This window comes from Paenibacillus sp. NPDC058174 (assembly GCF_042883865.1).
Taxonomy (GTDB): domain Bacteria; phylum Bacillota; class Bacilli; order Paenibacillales; family Paenibacillaceae; genus Pristimantibacillus.
Genome location: NZ_JBHVUY010000002.1, coordinates 943,027 through 959,844, shown reverse-complemented (window position 1 = coordinate 959,844; position 16,818 = coordinate 943,027). Strand labels below are relative to the sequence as shown.

The window sequence follows — 16,818 nt, the reverse complement described above, 5'->3', positions numbered from 1 at the left end:
AATGCGCGTTCCACAGTTCGATAAATATGTAGGTGCGATGCGGGGGCTTGGCTTGCTGCTGGCGGGGATGATCATTGGCGCTGCCGTCTACAGCTCCATCTATCACGCTCAATTCGAAGCGCTCATCAGCTTGAAGAGCGATCTGGAAATGAAGCTGGATCAATACGAATCCGACATCAAGCAATGGAAAAAACTGAGCAAGCAGCATACCGTCATCAAAAGCGTCGTGCCCCGTATTGAGGAAGAGGCTGGGGACAAAAAAAAGCCCGTACTCGACAAAGTGACCGAGGCCGAGCTGCTGCTGCGGATTAAAAAGGACTTGTCCGTCTTTATTGGACAAAGCATCTATGAAATTGATTCAGACGCTCAGTTCGCCCGCAAGCTGCTTAGCCAAAAAATATATTCCGACGTGCTTGAAAAAAACTATACCGTCACAATCAACACGATGCTTGTCGTCGACAACGTGCTCCAGGTGTGGGTAAAGGTGCGATTGTATGACCGGCCGCCCAGTTAGCCGGGGACAGCCCATTTCTCCTTATTTGGCAATTCATGCTACAATAGCGTCAATAACCAGTTAAGGAGCTGTCTCGCCGCAATGAATTCCATTATTCAATTCGTGTTCGCGCCTTGCATCATTATCTCGCTTGCGCTAACCGTCCTGTTCAGCTTTCGCTCGCGCCGCTCGCCGGATGCGCGTGCACGCGGCTTAAACGCTTCCCGAATGAATATAAGCATGGGCATCATGCTCATATTCATCGCCGCCGTTCAGCTGTTTTTGTCCAATGAATCAACTGCCCGCATCGTTATCGGCTCGATCTTCCTCGTGCTCGGCCTGTTCAACCTATTCGCAGGCCTCCGCAACCACAGCATCTACCGCACGATGCAGCAATAGTCATCCTGAACCACCCAGCCGGATTCCGGCTGGGTGGTTCAGGATGACTTGGAATTTTGGTTAGTATAGTCAGTCGCTGTTGAGCCCGGGGTCGCTGCGCGTTTTGGTTCGTGCTGCCATTCTTGATTCCATTGTGATCATCGCTTTCACGATGAAAAATGGATTGAACCTGCGAAAAATCAGCCCGAACTCAAAACGCTCCGCTCTCCCTCAATTATGCGATAAAGTACAAGGCAGTTCGTTAAATGCAACACACTTCAAGAACACATCTGAAAGCGCGAGCACCAACACTAAAATCAGCACTTTCAGCACGGTACAGGGAAGAAAATTTACTTTTAAAAACTACTGCAGAACGATGCTACGATTTCGGCCAGGTTGCTGCTGAGGCTATATCAACGTACACTTTGACTTTGACTTCGATCTCGCAATCTCGCAGTGACGCATAGCTGCCAATGAACTCCATAGGCTCTCTTTCCGCGCCCACTAGCAATCAAAATGCAAAAGTGCATTTTGATAAGCCCAAAACTAACCAAAACAGCCTTCAAAATGCAAAAATACATTTGAAAACCTTCTAAATCGCTATATTTATGCTTTTCCAGCCAATCAAACTGCACTTTTGCATTTTGACGGGCTAAATCGCCGAAAAATCATCAAACAAACTGCACTTTTACATTTTGAATGCGATCTTCGAATTTCGCAGTGCCCCGCCTAGCTGCCAAATGATCGCCATACGCTCGCTTTCCGTGCCCAAGTAACAATCAAAATGCAAAAGTGCATTTTGATAAGCCTAAAACTAACCAAAACAGCCTTCAAAATGCAAAAGTACATTTGAAAACCTTCTAAATCGCTATATTTATGTTTTTCCAGCCAATCAAACTGCACTTTTACATTTTGACGGGCTAAATCGGCGAAAAATCATCAAACAAACTGCACTTTTACATTTTGATCCGTTCAGCTACAGCATTCTCAACCGGAAATGCAGCTTCCTTCTGCCACAGCTATTTGAAAGTACCATTCCCTCGTTCACTGTGCTGAGTATGCGGGTGATGGTACTAGTACGGGTTCGAGGGTTGGTAGGTTTCTTTTTACTGGGGTTGCTCCGATGTATTGTACTCAGCGGGGTCTCTGCTTTCATCGCGCAATCAGGGAGAGCGGAGCGTTTTGAGTTCGGGATGACTTTTCGCAGGTTCTATCCATTCTATCGTAAAAGCGATATAACAGTGGAATCAAGAACGGCAGCACGGACCAAAACGCGCAGCGTTCCCGGGCTTCGGCGTACGAACCAACACGCGCAGCGACCCCGGGCTTCGGCGCAGCTCCCCGCCCCCGACCTCGCCCTCGACTGGACCCGGTGGCTACGCACAACAAAAAAGCTGCCGAGAAACCTCGGCAGCCCAACCACTCTAATAAGGATCAATCATCTGCGCCGTCATCATCGCTTTAGCAGCGAGCCCGTTCGCATCCAGCACCTCGATTTCCAGCTTCGTCGACTTGCGGCTTAGCTCCATGGCGCTCGGCACAATCGTAATCTCGCCGTCTATGGGCACCGGCCGAACGAAATATGCCGTCATCGCGTCGACCAAAAAATCGCGCTTGCCGGTATCCCGGATCATGCGGCGTCCCGCCTGTGTCATAAGCGTAACAAGTACACCCTCCGACACCATGCCGAGAGGCCCCGACATTTGCGGCGTAATGACGCCGCGGTAGTGAGGTACGCCTTCCGCATCCTCACCGGCAATAAACCCGGTCCACATCAAATCCTCGAACGTCTCGCCCGATTCCGGCTGCTTGCCGGCGAAACGCATCGCATCAAGCACTTCCTGCCTCGTAATGACACCGAGCAGCTTGCGATGCCGGTCAACAACCGGCAGCAGATCAATGCCTTCCGCCGCCATCGTATGCGCCGCGGACGTCACCGTAATGTTGGGAGCCGCAGTTATCGGGTGGCGGGTCATTAATTTGTCCACCGTATACGTATCCGGTGAACCGTAAGCATCCTTGGCCGTCATCATGCCAATAACCCGCCCGCGATCATCTACGACGGGAAAGCGCGAATAGCCGGTCTCCCGGACAAGCCGCTGGAAATCGGCCAGCGTATTGTCAGCGCGCATAACATCTGCCGGCTTGCTGAACGTCATCAGATCCTCGATCAGCATAATTTTACGCTTAATGAGCCGATCATACATCGCCCGGTTAATCATCGAAGCGACTGTATACGTATCATGCCTGGAAGCGATGATCGGAAGCTCCTTCTCATCAGCCAGCAGCTTCACCTCGTCGCTTGGCTCGAAGCCGCCGGTAATCAGTACGCCTGCTCCTTGCTCCAGAGCACGCTTATGAGCACTGGAACGGTTGCCCACGATTAGCAGGCTTCCCTCGTCAATATATCGAAGCATGGCGTCCAGCTCCATGGCGCCAATCACAAACTTATGCAAAGTCTTCTCTAGACCGGAAGCGCCTCCGAATAGATGTCCTTCCACAATTTCAGCCACTTCACCGAAGGTCAGCTGATCGAGCGCCTCTCTGCGCTTGCGGTCGATCCGCACCGTGCCGATCCGTTCCTTCGTGCTGACCAGTCCGGCGTTCTCCGCCTCTTTGATTGCTTTATAGGCAGTACCCTCGCTTACACCTAGCTCTCTGGCGATGGCGCGAACCGATATTCGTGTTCCGATTTTCAATTCCTGTATATGCTGCAAGATTTGCTCTCGCTTCGTTCCTGTGTCTGTTCCGGATTCCACGCCCCGTTTCCTCCCTCATGAATGGCATTTATCCCTGTACATTATACCAGTCAATAGTAACTCGGGCGACCTTAAGCATGGCATCAACGGATTCCCCGTCTTTACCAGTCAGCTTGTACTTGTCAAAAATCGGCTGCAGCCGGTTCGGGCTTATCGCTTCGTTAGCTCCTTCTATGATGAACGTTTTCCAGTCGTACAGAATCGGTACAGGATAACTCAACTGATAGATTGGCACCTGGTCGATAACGATACGCTGCGGCGGAATTTCTGCATATTGGCTCGGGAATAGAAAAGAAACCTTTTCGCTGAACGGTCTGGAAATATAGTCGGATTCCAAACTGATGTTATATTCCACAATCTGCTGATGCGGATCAACTCTACAGCAAAATTGGCCAAGCGCCTGCGCCGTCTTATGCGTCTTATGCAGCACGCGATATGTAAACTCAACGTTGAAAGGTACATGCTGATAATAAGTTTGTACTTTCCGGAAAAACTCAAACTCATCTACCATATCGGAAATCCCCTTGTAAAATGTTCCTGTTAAGGAAATGATGATAATAGAAAGAACCTTTTTACACAATTATAATAAAAAGCATATAATTTGGTCAATGACTATAGTAATTATTTTTTATATACTCTATAGAACGTTGTCGCTCTTCACTTAAACGACTATCTTAAGGCTGAGGTGACGACTTTGAGCAAATTCGCTCATTACATCGGAGAAAACATTCGCAATCTACGTAAAGAAAGAGGACTCAGCCAGGAGCAGCTCGCCCTTCGCGCCGAAATCAATGCATCTTATATGGGCCAGGTTGAACGCGGCGAAAAAAGCCCGACGGTCGAAGTACTCGGCAAAATCGCAGGAGCGCTGAACTGCCCGCTTGAGCTTATCGTCAACAGCGTGCCTCCCAAAGCGATGGAAGCCGGCAGCAGTTATGCCGATAAAATCGCGCACCAGATGAACGGGCTTACCCTTAAGGAACAAGAAGCCGTCTACAAACTGGTCAAGCAATTGATTCATTTCAAAGACATTGAATAGCAAGTCAAGTTCGCCGCAAGGCTGTTAGAAAAAATGAAAAAGGCATGGATGCAGCTCCGCCACGGGGGCAGCATCCATGCCTTTTTCAATCGTTCTTGTTTCCAGTCAGCTTTCAGCATTAGCCCTTGACTCTGTCACGGGAACGCCCCATAACAACCCTTTGAAGCTGCCGCTCCCACATCCGCTTCTTCGCTCTGCGGATCCGCTCCAATTCCTTGCGCTTAGCCTCATTGATCAGAAGCAGCGCATTGAAATGGGCGGCGATTACGATCAGTGCAAAACCTACCCAAATCAAGCCAAAAGCGCTCGTTAAGCCCCAAGGGGCGCCCAAATCGAGCTTCGGCAGCGCGTAGACTAGCATCGCAATTGCGCCTATTAAATATAATACATGACGGCCTTTACCCTTCATCCATCTCACTCCCCGGCTTGTTCGCTTCCAAAAATTCGCTGTACTTGTCCGCACTACCATTGTATGAACAGCGGCCCGCTATTATGACCGCAGGCACCAATCGCTTCATTTTCAGCCCAGCGGCGAATCACCAAGGAATAGATGTCCTCATATGATGAAGGAATTCGTGTAAAACACCCAGGCTTTCTTCCTGCCATCCTCCTGCTTGGAAGGAGATTTACAATGCTTAAATCGAAAGTTGCCGTTCAGGTGATCAGCCCCGGCATGCTCACGGACGATACGCTTATGCTAGGCGAATCCTGGCTGAAGCAATGGAAAATTCCGGAGGGCCAGCCGGTCGTTCTAAAATTCGGAGCGTTTCGGCAGAATGTGAAAGTCATTGCTGTCGCTAAATACGACGGCATGCGCATTAGCCAGGGTTTGGCTAAAAAAATGGGCATTTTGGGCAATACACCGCTAAGGCTGCAGTACAAATCAAGTTCATCGTCATTATTGCTCGGCCCGCTGATTGGCGTGCTGATCAGCCGTGACTATCCCGGAGCGCCAGACAAACCGTTTGGCTCAATTACGATGTTTTGCCGGGAACTCGTTGACGGCTGCGCTGCTCAGGGCGGGTATGTCTATTTTTTCACGCCCAACCATATAGGCAGCAATACGGATTCTGTGGAAGGCTGGGTTTATGCAGACGGCTGGAGGCGAACGGCCGTACCTGCTCCTGATATCGTCAACAACCGGCTTACTTCACGCAAGCTGGAGAACAAAGCCAACGTTCAGCATTTTTTGAAAGAAATCAAGCAAAAGCACGGAACGACCGTCTTTAACGAGAAATTTCTGGATAAAACCGAAGTATTCGACGCGCTCAAAAAGGACGCTGCAGTAAGCCGCTATTTGCCTGAATCGCATCTGCTGCGCAATTACACGATGCTGAAAGCCATGTCTTCCCGTTATGACAACGTCTTTCTCAAGCCCGTCCGAGGAAGTCTTGGCAAAGGCATTATTCGCGTCTCACGGGCAGAAGGCAGCGGTTATCAAGCACTATTCGCGACGACAGCAGGTTCCCGGCGGCAGCAGTTTCCGAACCTACTCAAGCTTTATGCAACAATCTCGACAAAAATGAAAACGGTCCGCTACCAAATTCAGCAAGGGCTGCAATTGATTGAAATTCAGAAACGGCCGGTCGACTTCCGTGCGCTGGTGCAAAAAAACAAAGCAGGCAAATGGTCTATTACGTCTATCGTCGCTCGAACAGCCGGCAGCCAGCATTTCGTCTCCAACCTGGCACGCGGCGGTACACTCAGCAAAGTGGGCGAAGCGGTTGCGAAGTCAAATTTAACCTCTGGCAAAGCGGATGCTTCCAGCCGTCTCCAGCAAGCAGCGCTGCTGATCGCCAAAGGGATCGAAAATCAAATTCCTGCCCATTTCGGCGAGCTTGGCATCGATCTTGCGCTTGACACTGGCGGGCGCGTGTGGCTGCTGGAGGTCAACTCCAAGCCTTCGAAAAACGATAATACTCCGCTGACCGACAACAAAATCCGTCCGTCTGTGCGTATGGTTATTCAATATTCCCGGTTTCTATCGGGCTTTTAACGGAGGGCGCCATGATTCCATTGCTCGTTCAGCTCGGCATATTGGTAGCAGCAGTCAGATTGCCCGCTCACTCAAGCAGCTCCGGTACCGCAGCAGCCATGCCCGAAAGGCGATTCTACGAACGGTTAAGCGAAGCCGCAGCCCGGATCGGGATTGCATTGTTCGTCTTCTCTCCCGCCCAATTCGAGGAACGAACAGGCAGACTGTCCGGCTTCCGGTATAGCGGAAGGCGTTGGGTGGCAGAGCCATGCGCTTTGCCGGACATTGTCTACGACAGAAGCTATTGCGCGAGCTTTGAAGAACAGATGGAATGCCGCAAGGCGCTGTCGGCCATCCGTCAGCTGAAACGGTATATTTCACTAAACGGCAGCCTGCCCTCGAAATGGGAGATCTACAGCTATTTGAGACAGGACGCCGTTCTTGCCGGACACTTGCCGCTCACTCAGCCCATTGACAGGCTGGAACAGCTGCTCCCGCAGCTGGAGGCACAGGGCAAAGGATTGTTTCTCAAACCGGCTGCCGGCATGCAGGGCAAAGGTGTACTCCATATCAGGCGCCACCCGCTGACGGGGCAATGGCTGGCGGACGGAAGAACGAGGCGCAACCTGCCTATAGCGAAATCATTCGAAGATTGGTCCGCTCTTGCTCTCTGGGGAGAACGATTTGTTGGCCAAACCGCATATATCAGTCAGCCTTATCTGGCGCTAAGAGACAGGAACGGCCATGCATTCGACGTTAGAGCTCTCATCCAAAAGGATCACATGGGCCACTGGGCTTTGACTGGAACAGCCGTCCGGGTCGGGAAAAGCGGTTCGCTTACTTCCAATCTTCACGGAGGCGGCAGCGCCTCAGACGCCACCGCTTATTTGACCGATTGTTTTGGGAAACAGAAGGCGCAGCAGCTGCTTAACGAGATTAGACGGCTTTCCCTGCACGCTGCCCCAAAGCTGGAAGAGCGATTTGGCAGGCTTGCCGAACTGGGCTTTGACTTCGGTATCGAGCCTAACGGGCGAATCTGGCTGCTGGAAGTCAACTCCAGACCCGGAAGAGCATCGCTGAGGCTGCTGGGCGACAAGGAGGCCGAACGGCTGTCCATCGAACGGCCGCTCCAATACGCGCGCTTACTTTCGCGACGCTTGTATCCAACCCTAATAACCAATGCATCTGCAATAGGCCGTACCGATGAGCAACATAAAAGGCTTCGGACAGACAACGTTCAGGAGGTTCATCCATGAGTTCGACAACTTGCAACGTGCATTTCTCACAACAATCGGACAGAGTGATTTACTTGTCCAATCCGCTGCTCAAAGAATTGAAGCTCTCAGGCAAAAAAACCGTCCATTTGAAGCTGGGAAAGGAAGTCATAACCGCAGCCATTAAGACGGTAAAACGTCAGGGCAACCATATATACTTGTCAGCCGGTGTCCGGCAGTCTATCCGGGTTCCGAAGACGGGGCAAATTCTCGTCCTGAATTCCGGCGAGAACGAAGTTCAGCTCGGGCCGCTCGTCGGCATCTTAAGCGACGGCGGCCCCCCCTCCACGGACAGCATGCCGTTTGGAAGCCGGACCGGTTTTATTAAGCAGGTCATCCGCTCAGGCGAACGGAACGGCTATATGTTCGGCTTTACGCCCCATGATATCAATTGGCAGCAGGAAACCGTCTACGGCTATTTTCTGAACTCGCAGGGCGGCTGGTACCGTAAAACCGTCCCGCTCCCGGATGTCGTATACAACCGGCTGCCAAGCCGGAAAGCGGAGACGTCATCGATGATCAGCTCGCTGAGAGAACGGTTCGTCCGCCGTAAAATCCCATTCTTCAACTGGAGCTTTTTCAACAAATCAGATGTCTATAAGCTGCTCGACAATGATCCCGAGGCGCTGCAGCATTTGCCCGAATCAATCTCCGCCCCCACCTCGGATAAAATAAAAGGCTTGCTGGAGAAGCATCATTTTCTTTATTTCAAGCCTACTGCCGGCAGTCTTGGCATCGGAATTTACCGCTTGACCTACCATCCGAAGCGCGGTTATTTCGCCCGTTACCGGAAGGGCGACCGCAACGTGCTGCTGCGTTTTACTCACTTTCACAGCTTAATGCGGATGCTGCAAGCCCGCCATGGCAGCTCACTGAGCGGCTACGTCGTTCAGCAGGGCATCCGGCTGATTGAAATTGACGGCTGTCCAATCGACTTCCGGTTTCATATGCATAAGAACGGCAAAAACGAATGGGTGCCTGTGGGCATCGGCGCCAAAAAAGCCGGCCGGGGCAGCGTAACAACCCACGTCAAAAACGGCGGTTCGCTCATGACGCCGGAGCATGCACTCAATCGGACCTTTAACGATAAATCGGGCGAGGTACTGGAAAAGGCGAAAGAAGTCGCGATCCGGCTCTCTGAAGCGATTGAGCGCAATTATCCGCATCGGCTGGGCGAGCTTGGCCTTGACATCGGCATCGACAAAGACGGCGAGATCTGGATGTTCGAGGCCAATGCCAAGCCGGGACGCTCAATCTTCAAGCATCCTTCCCTCCGCTCCGAGGGACGCGCCTCTGTCGACTATATCATTGAGCACTGCCTGTACTTGAGCAAGTTTCAAGGAGGGGATGACTGATGGAGAGCTTGACTGCGGAACAAGAAGGCGTAGCCGCAATCCGGGCCGGCCGGCCCGTGCTCGCCATCTTGACGATTGACGACGATTTGCAGCTGTTTCGAGGCAACCGCAGCAATTTCGCCGATTTAATCCGGACCGGACAGCAGTCCGGATTTATCGTCTATGTGCTGACTGCCAAAAATTTATTTTTAAGCCGCTCCAGCTTAAAAGGCTACGTATATGATGAGGTGAGCGAGGCCTGGCAGCAGCGGCTCATGCCTTTCCCGGACATTATCTACAACCGGATTCCGCTGCGTGAGGATGAGATGCAAAAGTCAGTCCGGAGTAAAATCATTGCCTGCACGAAAGACCCGCGAGTAAAGCTGTTTAATCCGTCCTTCTTCAACAAATGGCATTTGTTCGAATGGCTCCGTCAATCCAAAACAACGAAGCCGTTCATTCCGACGACCCGCAAGCTGATGACCGTATCGGGTCTTGGCAAAATGATGCAAAAGCATCCTTATCTTTACTTGAAGCCGGAAAGCGGAAAAGCGGGAAAAGGCATTATGACGATCAAGGTTCAACCGGAGAAGCAGCTGCCTTATTTGCTGAAAATACAAGAGGACCGCAAAAGCGCCACTTACCACTGTGCAACGCTGGGCAAGCTTTGGACCCGCATTCAGAAGCAAAGTGCAGGCGAGGCCTATATCGCCCAGCAGGGCATCCAGCTCGCCTCTTACAATGACCGCCGTTTCGATCTGCGTGCGCTCGTGCAAAAAAATGAGCGCGGCAAATGGGAGGTCACCGGCATCGGTGCTCGTCTGGCAGGCTCCTCCAGCATTACGACCCACGTCCCTCGCGGCGGAATGATTGAAGATCCCGAGAAGCTGCTCGTCAGTTCTTTTAATGCCGACCTGGCGCGTAAAATACTAATAAAAACGAAGCAGACCTCGCTGATGATCGCCAGGCAGATCGAACGGGGCTCCGGCCAGCTGCTTGGAGAAATGTCCATGGACCTTGGCATCGACAGCTCCGGCAACATCTGGTTTTTTGAAGCCAATTCGAAGCCCATGAAATTCGATGAGCCGCACATCCGGCAAAAATCGCTGGAGCGTATTTTTCAATACAGCTCGTATTTAACCAAACTGAAGTCAGAAAAAGCAGGAGGCGCATAAGGATGGAACTGCAGCTGCTTACCCCTGAGCAATGGGTGTCAGAGAAAAAAAGACTGCTCGAATTTGCCGTACGGTTCGGGGAGAAGCGGCTGACGGTTGCAGCCCTGCATGCCTTGCGGATGTTAGATCCGTTTATGTTGGACGCTAAGGATGCAGCACACCCGCGTGCTGTCGTAGTGCTTGCAAGGCGCGGCGGCCGCCTGGCGGGGCTCGCATTCGCAGCGGATGGCGGTGAGCGAGGCTGCTTTATCGTCGTGCATCCGGAAGCGCGAAGCGGCGGAGTCGGCTCTGCCCTGCTTCGTGCTATGATCGATAGACTCGGCAAGCTGACTTGCAACGTCGCGACCGACAATGTGCCGAGTATGGCGCTTTGTTTTCGTCTAGGACTGACCGCTGTATCCATGCATACCGGCCCGACAGGCAAGCCTACGCTCCGCTTTGAAAGGAGAATCAACGATGACGCAGCCTGTACTCGGAATATTGACGCTCTATATGAATGAAAATGGTCATTTGGAAGAGCGGGATATCTACCAGAAGATGACGGTCGCCGGGCGCAAGCTTGGTCTCAATGTCATCGTATTTACACCTAAGGACGTCAATTATCAGCTAAACCGTATCCATTCGCTCGTCTATGAGCCGGAGGAACGGAAATGGAAGCGTAAATGGACCTCATTCCCCTCCATGATATTCGACCGCTGCCGCATCCAGCGCACGTACCGCTTCGAGCAATTGCGCCAATTCCGTAAAAGCTACGGACATCTCACCTTTCTAAACCGACCGCTGCGCAATAAAATGACGATCCACCGGATATTGAACAAGGATGCCAGGTTCAAAAGCTATCTCCCGGTCTCCCGGATGGTCGACGGCGTCCAGGACGTCTCTGAAATGCTTCGCAAATACCCGCTCCTGTACCTGAAGCCAATTAACGGAACCGGGGGACGCGGCATCCTGCGCATTGAACGGAAGCGGGATGGCAGCTTGCTTATTCAAGGCCGGGATTTGTCACGCCGGATCATCAACCCGAAACGAATCTCTGCCGCCTCCTTGAGCGGCTATTTGTCCGGCTGGGATTTGAAGGGAAATCGCTATCTGGCCCAGCAAGGACTGCAGCTCAAGCTGCCCACCGGCCGCGTACATGATTACCGGATGCTCGTGCAGAAGAATGGCGAGGGCCAGTGGCAGGTTACTGGCTGCGCAGGCCGGGTGGGAGCAGCGGGCAGCGTGACCTCCAATCTGCATGGCGGCGGTCATGCCGTACCGATGGAAACACTGCTGAAGCAGTGGCTGAGCAGCGAGGAGCGGGTAACGGAGGTCATTGCCGAAGCCGAGCAGTTTGGCGTTGGCGTCGCCCAATATCTCGAGCTTTGTTACGGCAGACTATGCGAACTTGCACTCGATCTGGCCATCGACCAGAAGGGCCGTATCTGGATGCTGGAGGTCAATCCGAAGCCGGCTAGAGAAGTGTTCGTCCAGGCGGGAGACAAAGAAACTTACCGGAAGGCGATCGTCAGGCCGCTGGAGTATGCATTATGGCTTCATGGGCAAAAGAAGCAGCGAAAAACGAAGCGCAACAGCGCTGTAACGGCTGCGGCGGAGGAAAAGGGCAGCAATCCCGCTGCCGCTCCCATGAGGGAGGCTTGAAAAGCCTCTGAACGCTGCCTCGGCACAGCTTCGCTTGTGATTCTAAGGGCAGATGCCCAGCTGCCTCAAGCATAGCGGTGATTGAGGACAGCGAGTCCCGGCAGCCAGCATGATTGGACAATAAAAAGGCCAACCGCAGGTTAGGTTGACCTAGTAATAAGGGCAGTCCCGAAGTCACAGATGACTTCGGGACATTTTTTTTAACTTTCGCGTGAAGTACAAATCAAAATGTAAAAGTGCAGGCTGTTCGTCCTTTTATCGCCGATTTCTCGCATCAACATGCAAAAATGCAGGTTGATTGCTCAAAAATGCTTCGAAATGGCGAATTCTGCATGTTGTTCGCGATTTTGTAGCCATTGGGGGTTATCAAAATGCACATTCGCATTTTGATAACCCTCATCAGGCCAATAGGACATCGGCTAGAAGTGCTTCTAGGCCACTTGCCATTATCCGATTGCCAACCCTAGCAGCTCCGCCATGCTCCTAATCAAAGCATCGCTTCCATCCAGCTCTGCGTCCCGGCCATAACCGGCATAGGCGCAGCCGATTACGATCAACCCGTTGCGCTTGCCCGCTTCCACGTCAGAGGAACGGTCGCCGACCATCCACGCCGACTTCAGCTCGTGATCCGACAGCAGCTTGGCAACTAAGTCCACTTTGCTCGCCGTCTTGTACTCTCCTGCGCTGTACAGACCATCGAACAGCTCTGAGATCCCTTTGTATCTGGCGACTTCCTTCACATAAGCTTCCAGACCGTTGCTGGCAACGAACAGCTTGATTCCGCTTGCCCTAAGCGCAGCCAGCGTCTCGGCTGTCTCCGGGTAGAGCCTTCCTTTTCCCGCTGCCAATTCCTCAACCTCATATTGCAGAAACAGCTCATCCGCTCGCTTGCGCGCCGCCTCCGTGCTCTCCGGCATAATCTTCCGCCATATATCGTCCAGTATCATACCAAGACAAGCAAGAACGCTCTCGATTGGCGGCGTTTCGAGGGTGTAAAGCCCCTCCTCGCGAAGGGTATCGAACAATCTTGTATGTACCGAGCGCAGCAAAGTCTCTGTCTCGAACAGCGTGCCATCCATATCAAAAATAATCGCTTCCGGGCGATCGAAAGTAGTAGCCATGATGAAATTTCCCCTTTTCCTGCATTTCGCTTGCCTTAAAGCTTAATGCTGATTTTGAATAGTCCTGCTTTACGAGCCGCCATATAAATAATGATAACGAGCGGCCCGAGAAATACGCCGATGACGCCGACCAGCTTAAATCCGACATACAAGCTGATGAGGGCGGCAAGCGAACCGATGCCGACCGCGTCGCCCAAAATTTTCGGCTCGATGATCCGGCGGAATACGGTAATGAACAGAAATAAAATGTACAACCCGATGCCGGTCGGCACATCGCCCGTCAGGAGCAAATAAGTGCCCCATGGCACGAGCACCGAGCCCGTCCCCAATATCGGCATAATATCGACGACAACGATCAATAGCGCGATTGCAAGCGGATATTTGACGTCCAGAATCAGCAGGCCAACGATCGATATCGCATAGGTTAATGCGCTTAAAATAATTTGCGAGCGGAGAAAGCCGAAGATCGAGCCCTTCAAATTGTCCAGCACTTGATTGACTTGCGGCCGGGACTTCTCCTCGAACAGCGACAATACCGAAGCCTTCATCGTATTCAAGCTAAAGCCGAACATATAGACCGCCACCAAAAACACGATAAAGAAAATGAACATGCCGGGAATACCTGATGCGAATGCTATGACCGAGCTTGATAACGTCTTGACCATTCCCGTTACCGTATTGCCAAGTCCGGTCAGCCATTTCTCTACTTGGGCGACGCCTTCCGGCGACAGATGATTGTACAGCGTCTCCGCTTCATCCATAAGCTGGGTTACATAGCTGTTGGCATCTCCCACATAATTCGGCACCCGCTGGGCGAATGCGATCAGCTCAGTAATGATTTTGACGCCAAGCAATGCCATTAAACCGAGCAACACAATCGTAAACAGCGTGCTGGAAATCGTAGAGGCGATGAGCCGGTTCACCCGGAATTTCCGGATGAACAGCTTCGTCAGCGGCTCCATGAAAATCGCTACGACCAAGGCCAGCAGAAACGGTGCGCCTGCGGTAAAAAACAAATACAGCAGCAATAGGCCAACCGCGAGCATCACCAACGTTTTGATCGACAAGCTTACTCCTCCTCTCCCTGCTGCTTCGTCTTGCATTTCCGAATATGTACGCGAGTCACGCGAAGCCTTTTGCAGTCTGCCACCTCGAACGAAAAACCGCCGTGCTCCAGCCGTTTTCCTTTCGCCGGATTGCCCTCCAGCCGGATGAACATCCACCCGCCGATGGAATCAATCTCATCTGCCTCAAGGTCGGTGCCGAGCAGGTCGTTGACCTCCTCAATCAGCATCCGTCCGTCCACAGAGGTCACGTCCCCTTTTACTACAATACTCGGAAGAGCCGTATCAAATTCCCCATGAATTTCGCCGACGATTTCTTCCAATATCCGTTCCGTCGTCAGCAGTCCGGCCGTACCTCCGTATTCATCGACAACGACCGCAAGCTGAGAGTGCTGAAGCTGCATCAGCTTCAGCACATCGCTAATTTCCATCGACTCCGGCACGGTTAATATTGGACGCAAAAAGGCTTCCAGCTCATGCGATTCATCCGGATCCGCCGTCAGCAGGTCGGTAATATGGACGAACCCGATAATTTCGTCTTTATCGATAACGCCGACAGGATAACGGGTATGCTTGGTCGCATAGACCAGCTTCAAATTGTCCGCGAAGGAACGGTTGCTGTACAAGCATTCCATATCGGTTCTTGGCAGCATGATCTCACGGGCAAGCCGGTCGGAAAATCCGAAAACATTGTCAAATAGCGCCATTTCGTCTTTGTCCAAAATGCCGCTCTTCGCACTCTCGTTCATGAGCAGCCGGAGCTCCTCTTCCGTATGGGCGGCGTCATGCTCGCTTGCCGGCTCGATACGCAGAAAGCGAAGCATGGAATTGGCAGCTCCGTTCAACAGCCAGATAACCGGCATGAACAGCTTGTAGAACAATGACAACGGCTTGGAAAGCCATAGCGACGCCTGCTCCGACTTCTGAATCGCAAGCGACTTTGGCGCCAATTCGCCTAGAACGATATGTAAAAATGTAATGACGCAAAACCCGACGGCGATCGAAAGCGTAGAGATCAGCGTCGGGTCGGTTACACCAGATTTATGCAGCAGAGGCTCGACGATCAGCTCCGATATCGCAGGCTCGCCTACCCAGCCGAGGCCAAGAGAAGCCAGGGTGATGCCAAGCTGGGTAGCCGATAAATAGGCGTCGAGTCTCCGGTTTACTTTAAGCGCAGTGACCGCACGCGAATTGCCTTCATTGGCAAGCTGCGTCAGCCGGGTCTGCCTCACTTTGACGAAAGAAAATTCTGCCGCTACGAAAAAACCGTTCAGCAGGACAAGGAACAAGACGAGAAGCAAATTAAGCACGATGTCTCCAAATACGAATTCCGTATGCACCCTGAATCGTTCTCTCCTTTGCCTGGCCGATGGCAGGTTGCGCTGAGATGTTTACAGCACTGCTCGCCGCTGGTGGAAATCAACTTCGTTATAGTACATATCTTTCACGAGCAAATTCGGGCCGCAGCAGGATGCTGCAGGACAATGGCAATTAACGCTTGTAGCAAGCTCGTGCCCGAGCCATCTGTCAAACAAATCGTCGAGCTTCTCTTCTCCGATATTGCCAAAAGCCGGCACGTCAGAGAAATCGGTAACGAACACTTCGCCGGTAAACAAATTAACATTCAACCGGTTGCGGCCGTCCGGATCGTTGCGAACCGTTACATTCGGCTCCCGGGAGAGACGCTGCAGCAATGCCCGCTCCTCCGTATCATCACTGCAATGGTAGAACGGCAGCGTGCCGAACAGCATCCAGACCGACGGGTCCCGGGCATCCAGCAGCTTCTCGATCGAGCGCCGCATCTGCAGGCGGGTAATGGCCGGCAAATCTTTTGCGAACGAGCTTGGGTACATCGGGTGAACCTCATGTCGCTGGCAGCCCATATCGATAATGAGACGATGAATTTCATCGATCTTGTCATGCGTCCGGTAATTGATCATCGACTCCGCCGAGACCAAAACGCCGGCATCGCTTAATCTGCGTGCGTTGTCGATCATGCGGTCGTACATGCGGACTGCCGCTTCACGAGGAACGGAATGTCCCGCTTTGGCAAAGCCGATTTGATGAAAATCGTCGGCATTGGTGTAGTTGAAAGAAATATGCATGACGTCAAGATAAGGCGCCAATTGCTCATATCGGCTGTAAGGGAGCGTTACATTGGAATTGATCTGGGAGCGGATTCCCCGGCTCCTGGCATATTGCAGCAGCGGAACCATATATTCTTTGACTGTCTTGTCCGAGAAGCTAGGCTCGCCGCCCGTAATGCTGATCGTCTCCAGATGCTCGACCTCGTCCAGCCGCTTCAGCATAAGCTCCAGCGGCAGTTTGGCGGGCTCTGCCATAACCAGCGTATCGCCAACGGCGCAATGCTCGCAGCGCATATTGCAAAGATTGGAGACCGTCATTTCGACGCTGGTAAGCTTATGTCTTCCATACTTCTGCAGCGAGCGTATAGGGTCCCAAGGATCATTTTGCGGCGTTAAAGCGGGCAGCACTTCGTTTCTATGTTGCAAATCCATCGTATTCATTCGTATCAGCACCTGACTAAGCTTGATTTATCAATTT

Annotated in this window: 16 protein-coding genes; 9 read left to right on the top strand and 7 right to left on the bottom strand. The window is 52.2% G+C overall.

From position 1 onward, the window contains the following. Position 1: 1 nt before the first annotated feature. Both ACFVVF_RS15850 and ACFVVF_RS15845 read left to right on the top strand, forming a co-directional pair. Entirely contained in the window at positions 2-514 is a 513-nt protein-coding gene (locus ACFVVF_RS15850; RefSeq protein ID WP_387811214.1) for a sporulation membrane protein YtrI, read from the top strand. Positions 515-595: 81 nt separating this feature from the next. Beyond that, positions 596-892, top strand: a complete 297-nt coding sequence (locus ACFVVF_RS15845) for a YtpI family protein (RefSeq protein ID WP_387811211.1) — start codon at positions 596-598, stop codon at positions 890-892. A gap of 1,403 nt (positions 893-2,295) precedes the next feature. Here the strand turns inward: ACFVVF_RS15845 and ACFVVF_RS15840 are convergent. After that, positions 2,296-3,630 (bottom strand): DRTGG domain-containing protein, encoded by a 1,335-nt coding sequence (locus tag ACFVVF_RS15840; protein WP_387811209.1) that lies wholly within the window; start codon positions 3,628-3,630, stop codon positions 2,296-2,298. A gap of 28 nt (positions 3,631-3,658) precedes the next feature. After that, positions 3,659-4,141, bottom strand: coding sequence for a hypothetical protein (locus tag ACFVVF_RS15835; RefSeq protein ID WP_387811206.1), 483 nt, complete (start codon positions 4,139-4,141; stop codon positions 3,659-3,661). A 183-nt stretch (positions 4,142-4,324) separates the two neighbouring features. On the opposite strand from ACFVVF_RS15835, the gene ACFVVF_RS15830 reads away from it, so the two are divergent. Then, positions 4,325-4,669 carry a helix-turn-helix domain-containing protein gene (locus ACFVVF_RS15830; RefSeq protein ID WP_042165010.1) on the top strand — a complete coding sequence of 115 codons (345 nt, stop codon included), beginning with the start codon at positions 4,325-4,327 and terminating at the stop codon, positions 4,667-4,669. Between the two features lie 118 nt (positions 4,670-4,787). Here the strand turns inward: ACFVVF_RS15830 and ACFVVF_RS15825 are convergent, their stop codons facing one another. Next, positions 4,788-5,078 (bottom strand): hypothetical protein, encoded by a 291-nt coding sequence (locus ACFVVF_RS15825; RefSeq protein ID WP_387811203.1) that lies wholly within the window; start codon positions 5,076-5,078, stop codon positions 4,788-4,790. Positions 5,079-5,300: 222 nt separating this feature from the next. Here ACFVVF_RS15825 and ACFVVF_RS15820 point away from each other — a divergent pair, with 222 nt between their 5' ends. The 6 genes from ACFVVF_RS15820 to ACFVVF_RS15795 are packed head-to-tail and all read left to right on the top strand — an operon-like array spanning position 5,301 to position 12,068. Then, positions 5,301-6,665 (top strand): YheC/YheD family endospore coat-associated protein, encoded by a 1,365-nt coding sequence (locus ACFVVF_RS15820; protein ID WP_387811200.1) that lies wholly within the window; start codon positions 5,301-5,303, stop codon positions 6,663-6,665. An 11-nt stretch (positions 6,666-6,676) separates the two neighbouring features. Beyond that, positions 6,677-7,900, top strand: a complete 1,224-nt coding sequence (locus ACFVVF_RS15815; protein WP_387811197.1) for a YheC/YheD family endospore coat-associated protein — start codon at positions 6,677-6,679, stop codon at positions 7,898-7,900. Beyond that, on the top strand, positions 7,897-9,273 hold the full coding sequence (locus tag ACFVVF_RS15810) for a YheC/YheD family endospore coat-associated protein (protein ID WP_387811195.1): 1,377 nt from the start codon (positions 7,897-7,899) through the stop codon (positions 9,271-9,273). Before ACFVVF_RS15815 ends, ACFVVF_RS15810 begins: the two co-directional genes overlap by 4 nt. Further along, positions 9,273-10,427: a YheC/YheD family endospore coat-associated protein gene (locus tag ACFVVF_RS15805; RefSeq protein ID WP_387811192.1), complete on the top strand. Its 1,155-nt coding sequence runs from the start codon at positions 9,273-9,275 to the stop codon at positions 10,425-10,427. The genes ACFVVF_RS15810 and ACFVVF_RS15805 overlap by 1 nt, the downstream gene beginning before the upstream one ends. 2 nt (positions 10,428-10,429) lie before the next feature. Further along, the gene (locus tag ACFVVF_RS15800) at positions 10,430-10,927 is read left to right on the top strand and encodes a GNAT family N-acetyltransferase (protein ID WP_387811189.1); all 498 of its coding nucleotides are present in this window, start codon (positions 10,430-10,432) and stop codon (positions 10,925-10,927) included. Continuing rightward, a complete protein-coding gene (locus ACFVVF_RS15795) occupies positions 10,884-12,068 on the top strand; it encodes a YheC/YheD family endospore coat-associated protein (protein WP_387811186.1) in 1,185 nt (394 codons plus the stop codon). Before ACFVVF_RS15800 ends, ACFVVF_RS15795 begins: the two co-directional genes overlap by 44 nt. 446 nt (positions 12,069-12,514) lie before the next feature. Here ACFVVF_RS15795 and ACFVVF_RS15790 read toward each other — a convergent pair whose 3' ends face one another. The 4 genes from ACFVVF_RS15790 to yfkAB are packed head-to-tail and all read right to left on the bottom strand — an operon-like array spanning position 12,515 to position 16,772. Further along, positions 12,515-13,189, bottom strand: a complete 675-nt coding sequence (locus ACFVVF_RS15790; protein ID WP_387811184.1) for an HAD family hydrolase — start codon at positions 13,187-13,189, stop codon at positions 12,515-12,517. 35 nt (positions 13,190-13,224) lie between these two features. Further along, positions 13,225-14,256: a sporulation integral membrane protein YtvI gene (ytvI, locus tag ACFVVF_RS15785; RefSeq protein WP_387811181.1), complete on the bottom strand. Its 1,032-nt coding sequence runs from the start codon at positions 14,254-14,256 to the stop codon at positions 13,225-13,227. A gap of 2 nt (positions 14,257-14,258) precedes the next feature. Next, positions 14,259-15,593, bottom strand: a complete 1,335-nt coding sequence (locus ACFVVF_RS15780; protein WP_387811179.1) for a hemolysin family protein — start codon at positions 15,591-15,593, stop codon at positions 14,259-14,261. Positions 15,594-15,644: 51 nt separating this feature from the next. Further along, positions 15,645-16,772 carry a radical SAM/CxCxxxxC motif protein YfkAB gene (yfkAB, locus tag ACFVVF_RS15775; protein ID WP_387811176.1) on the bottom strand — a complete coding sequence of 376 codons (1,128 nt, stop codon included), beginning with the start codon at positions 16,770-16,772 and terminating at the stop codon, positions 15,645-15,647. Positions 16,773-16,818 lie beyond the last annotated feature (46 nt).

Bases quoted from the DNA above. Each gene is read 5' to 3' on its own strand.
- ACFVVF_RS15850 (WP_387811214.1), top strand. From the start codon at position 2: ATGCGCGTTCCACAGTTCGATAAATATGTAGGTGCGATGCGGGGGCTT.
- ACFVVF_RS15845 (WP_387811211.1), top strand. From the start codon at position 596: ATGAATTCCATTATTCAATTCGTGTTCGCGCCTTGCATCATTATCTCG.
- ACFVVF_RS15835 (WP_387811206.1), bottom strand. From the start codon at position 4,141: ATGGTAGATGAGTTTGAGTTTTTCCGGAAAGTACAAACTTATTATCAG.
- ACFVVF_RS15825 (WP_387811203.1), bottom strand. From the start codon at position 5,078: ATGAAGGGTAAAGGCCGTCATGTATTATATTTAATAGGCGCAATTGCG.
- ACFVVF_RS15820 (WP_387811200.1), top strand. From the start codon at position 5,301: ATGCTTAAATCGAAAGTTGCCGTTCAGGTGATCAGCCCCGGCATGCTC.
- ACFVVF_RS15815 (WP_387811197.1), top strand. From the start codon at position 6,677: ATGATTCCATTGCTCGTTCAGCTCGGCATATTGGTAGCAGCAGTCAGA.
- ACFVVF_RS15810 (WP_387811195.1), top strand. From the start codon at position 7,897: ATGAGTTCGACAACTTGCAACGTGCATTTCTCACAACAATCGGACAGA.
- ACFVVF_RS15805 (WP_387811192.1), top strand. From the start codon at position 9,273: ATGGAGAGCTTGACTGCGGAACAAGAAGGCGTAGCCGCAATCCGGGCC.
- ACFVVF_RS15800 (WP_387811189.1), top strand. From the start codon at position 10,430: ATGGAACTGCAGCTGCTTACCCCTGAGCAATGGGTGTCAGAGAAAAAA.
- ACFVVF_RS15795 (WP_387811186.1), top strand. From the start codon at position 10,884: ATGACGCAGCCTGTACTCGGAATATTGACGCTCTATATGAATGAAAAT.
- ACFVVF_RS15790 (WP_387811184.1), bottom strand. From the start codon at position 13,189: ATGGCTACTACTTTCGATCGCCCGGAAGCGATTATTTTTGATATGGAT.
- yfkAB (WP_387811176.1), bottom strand. From the start codon at position 16,772: ATGGATTTGCAACATAGAAACGAAGTGCTGCCCGCTTTAACGCCGCAA.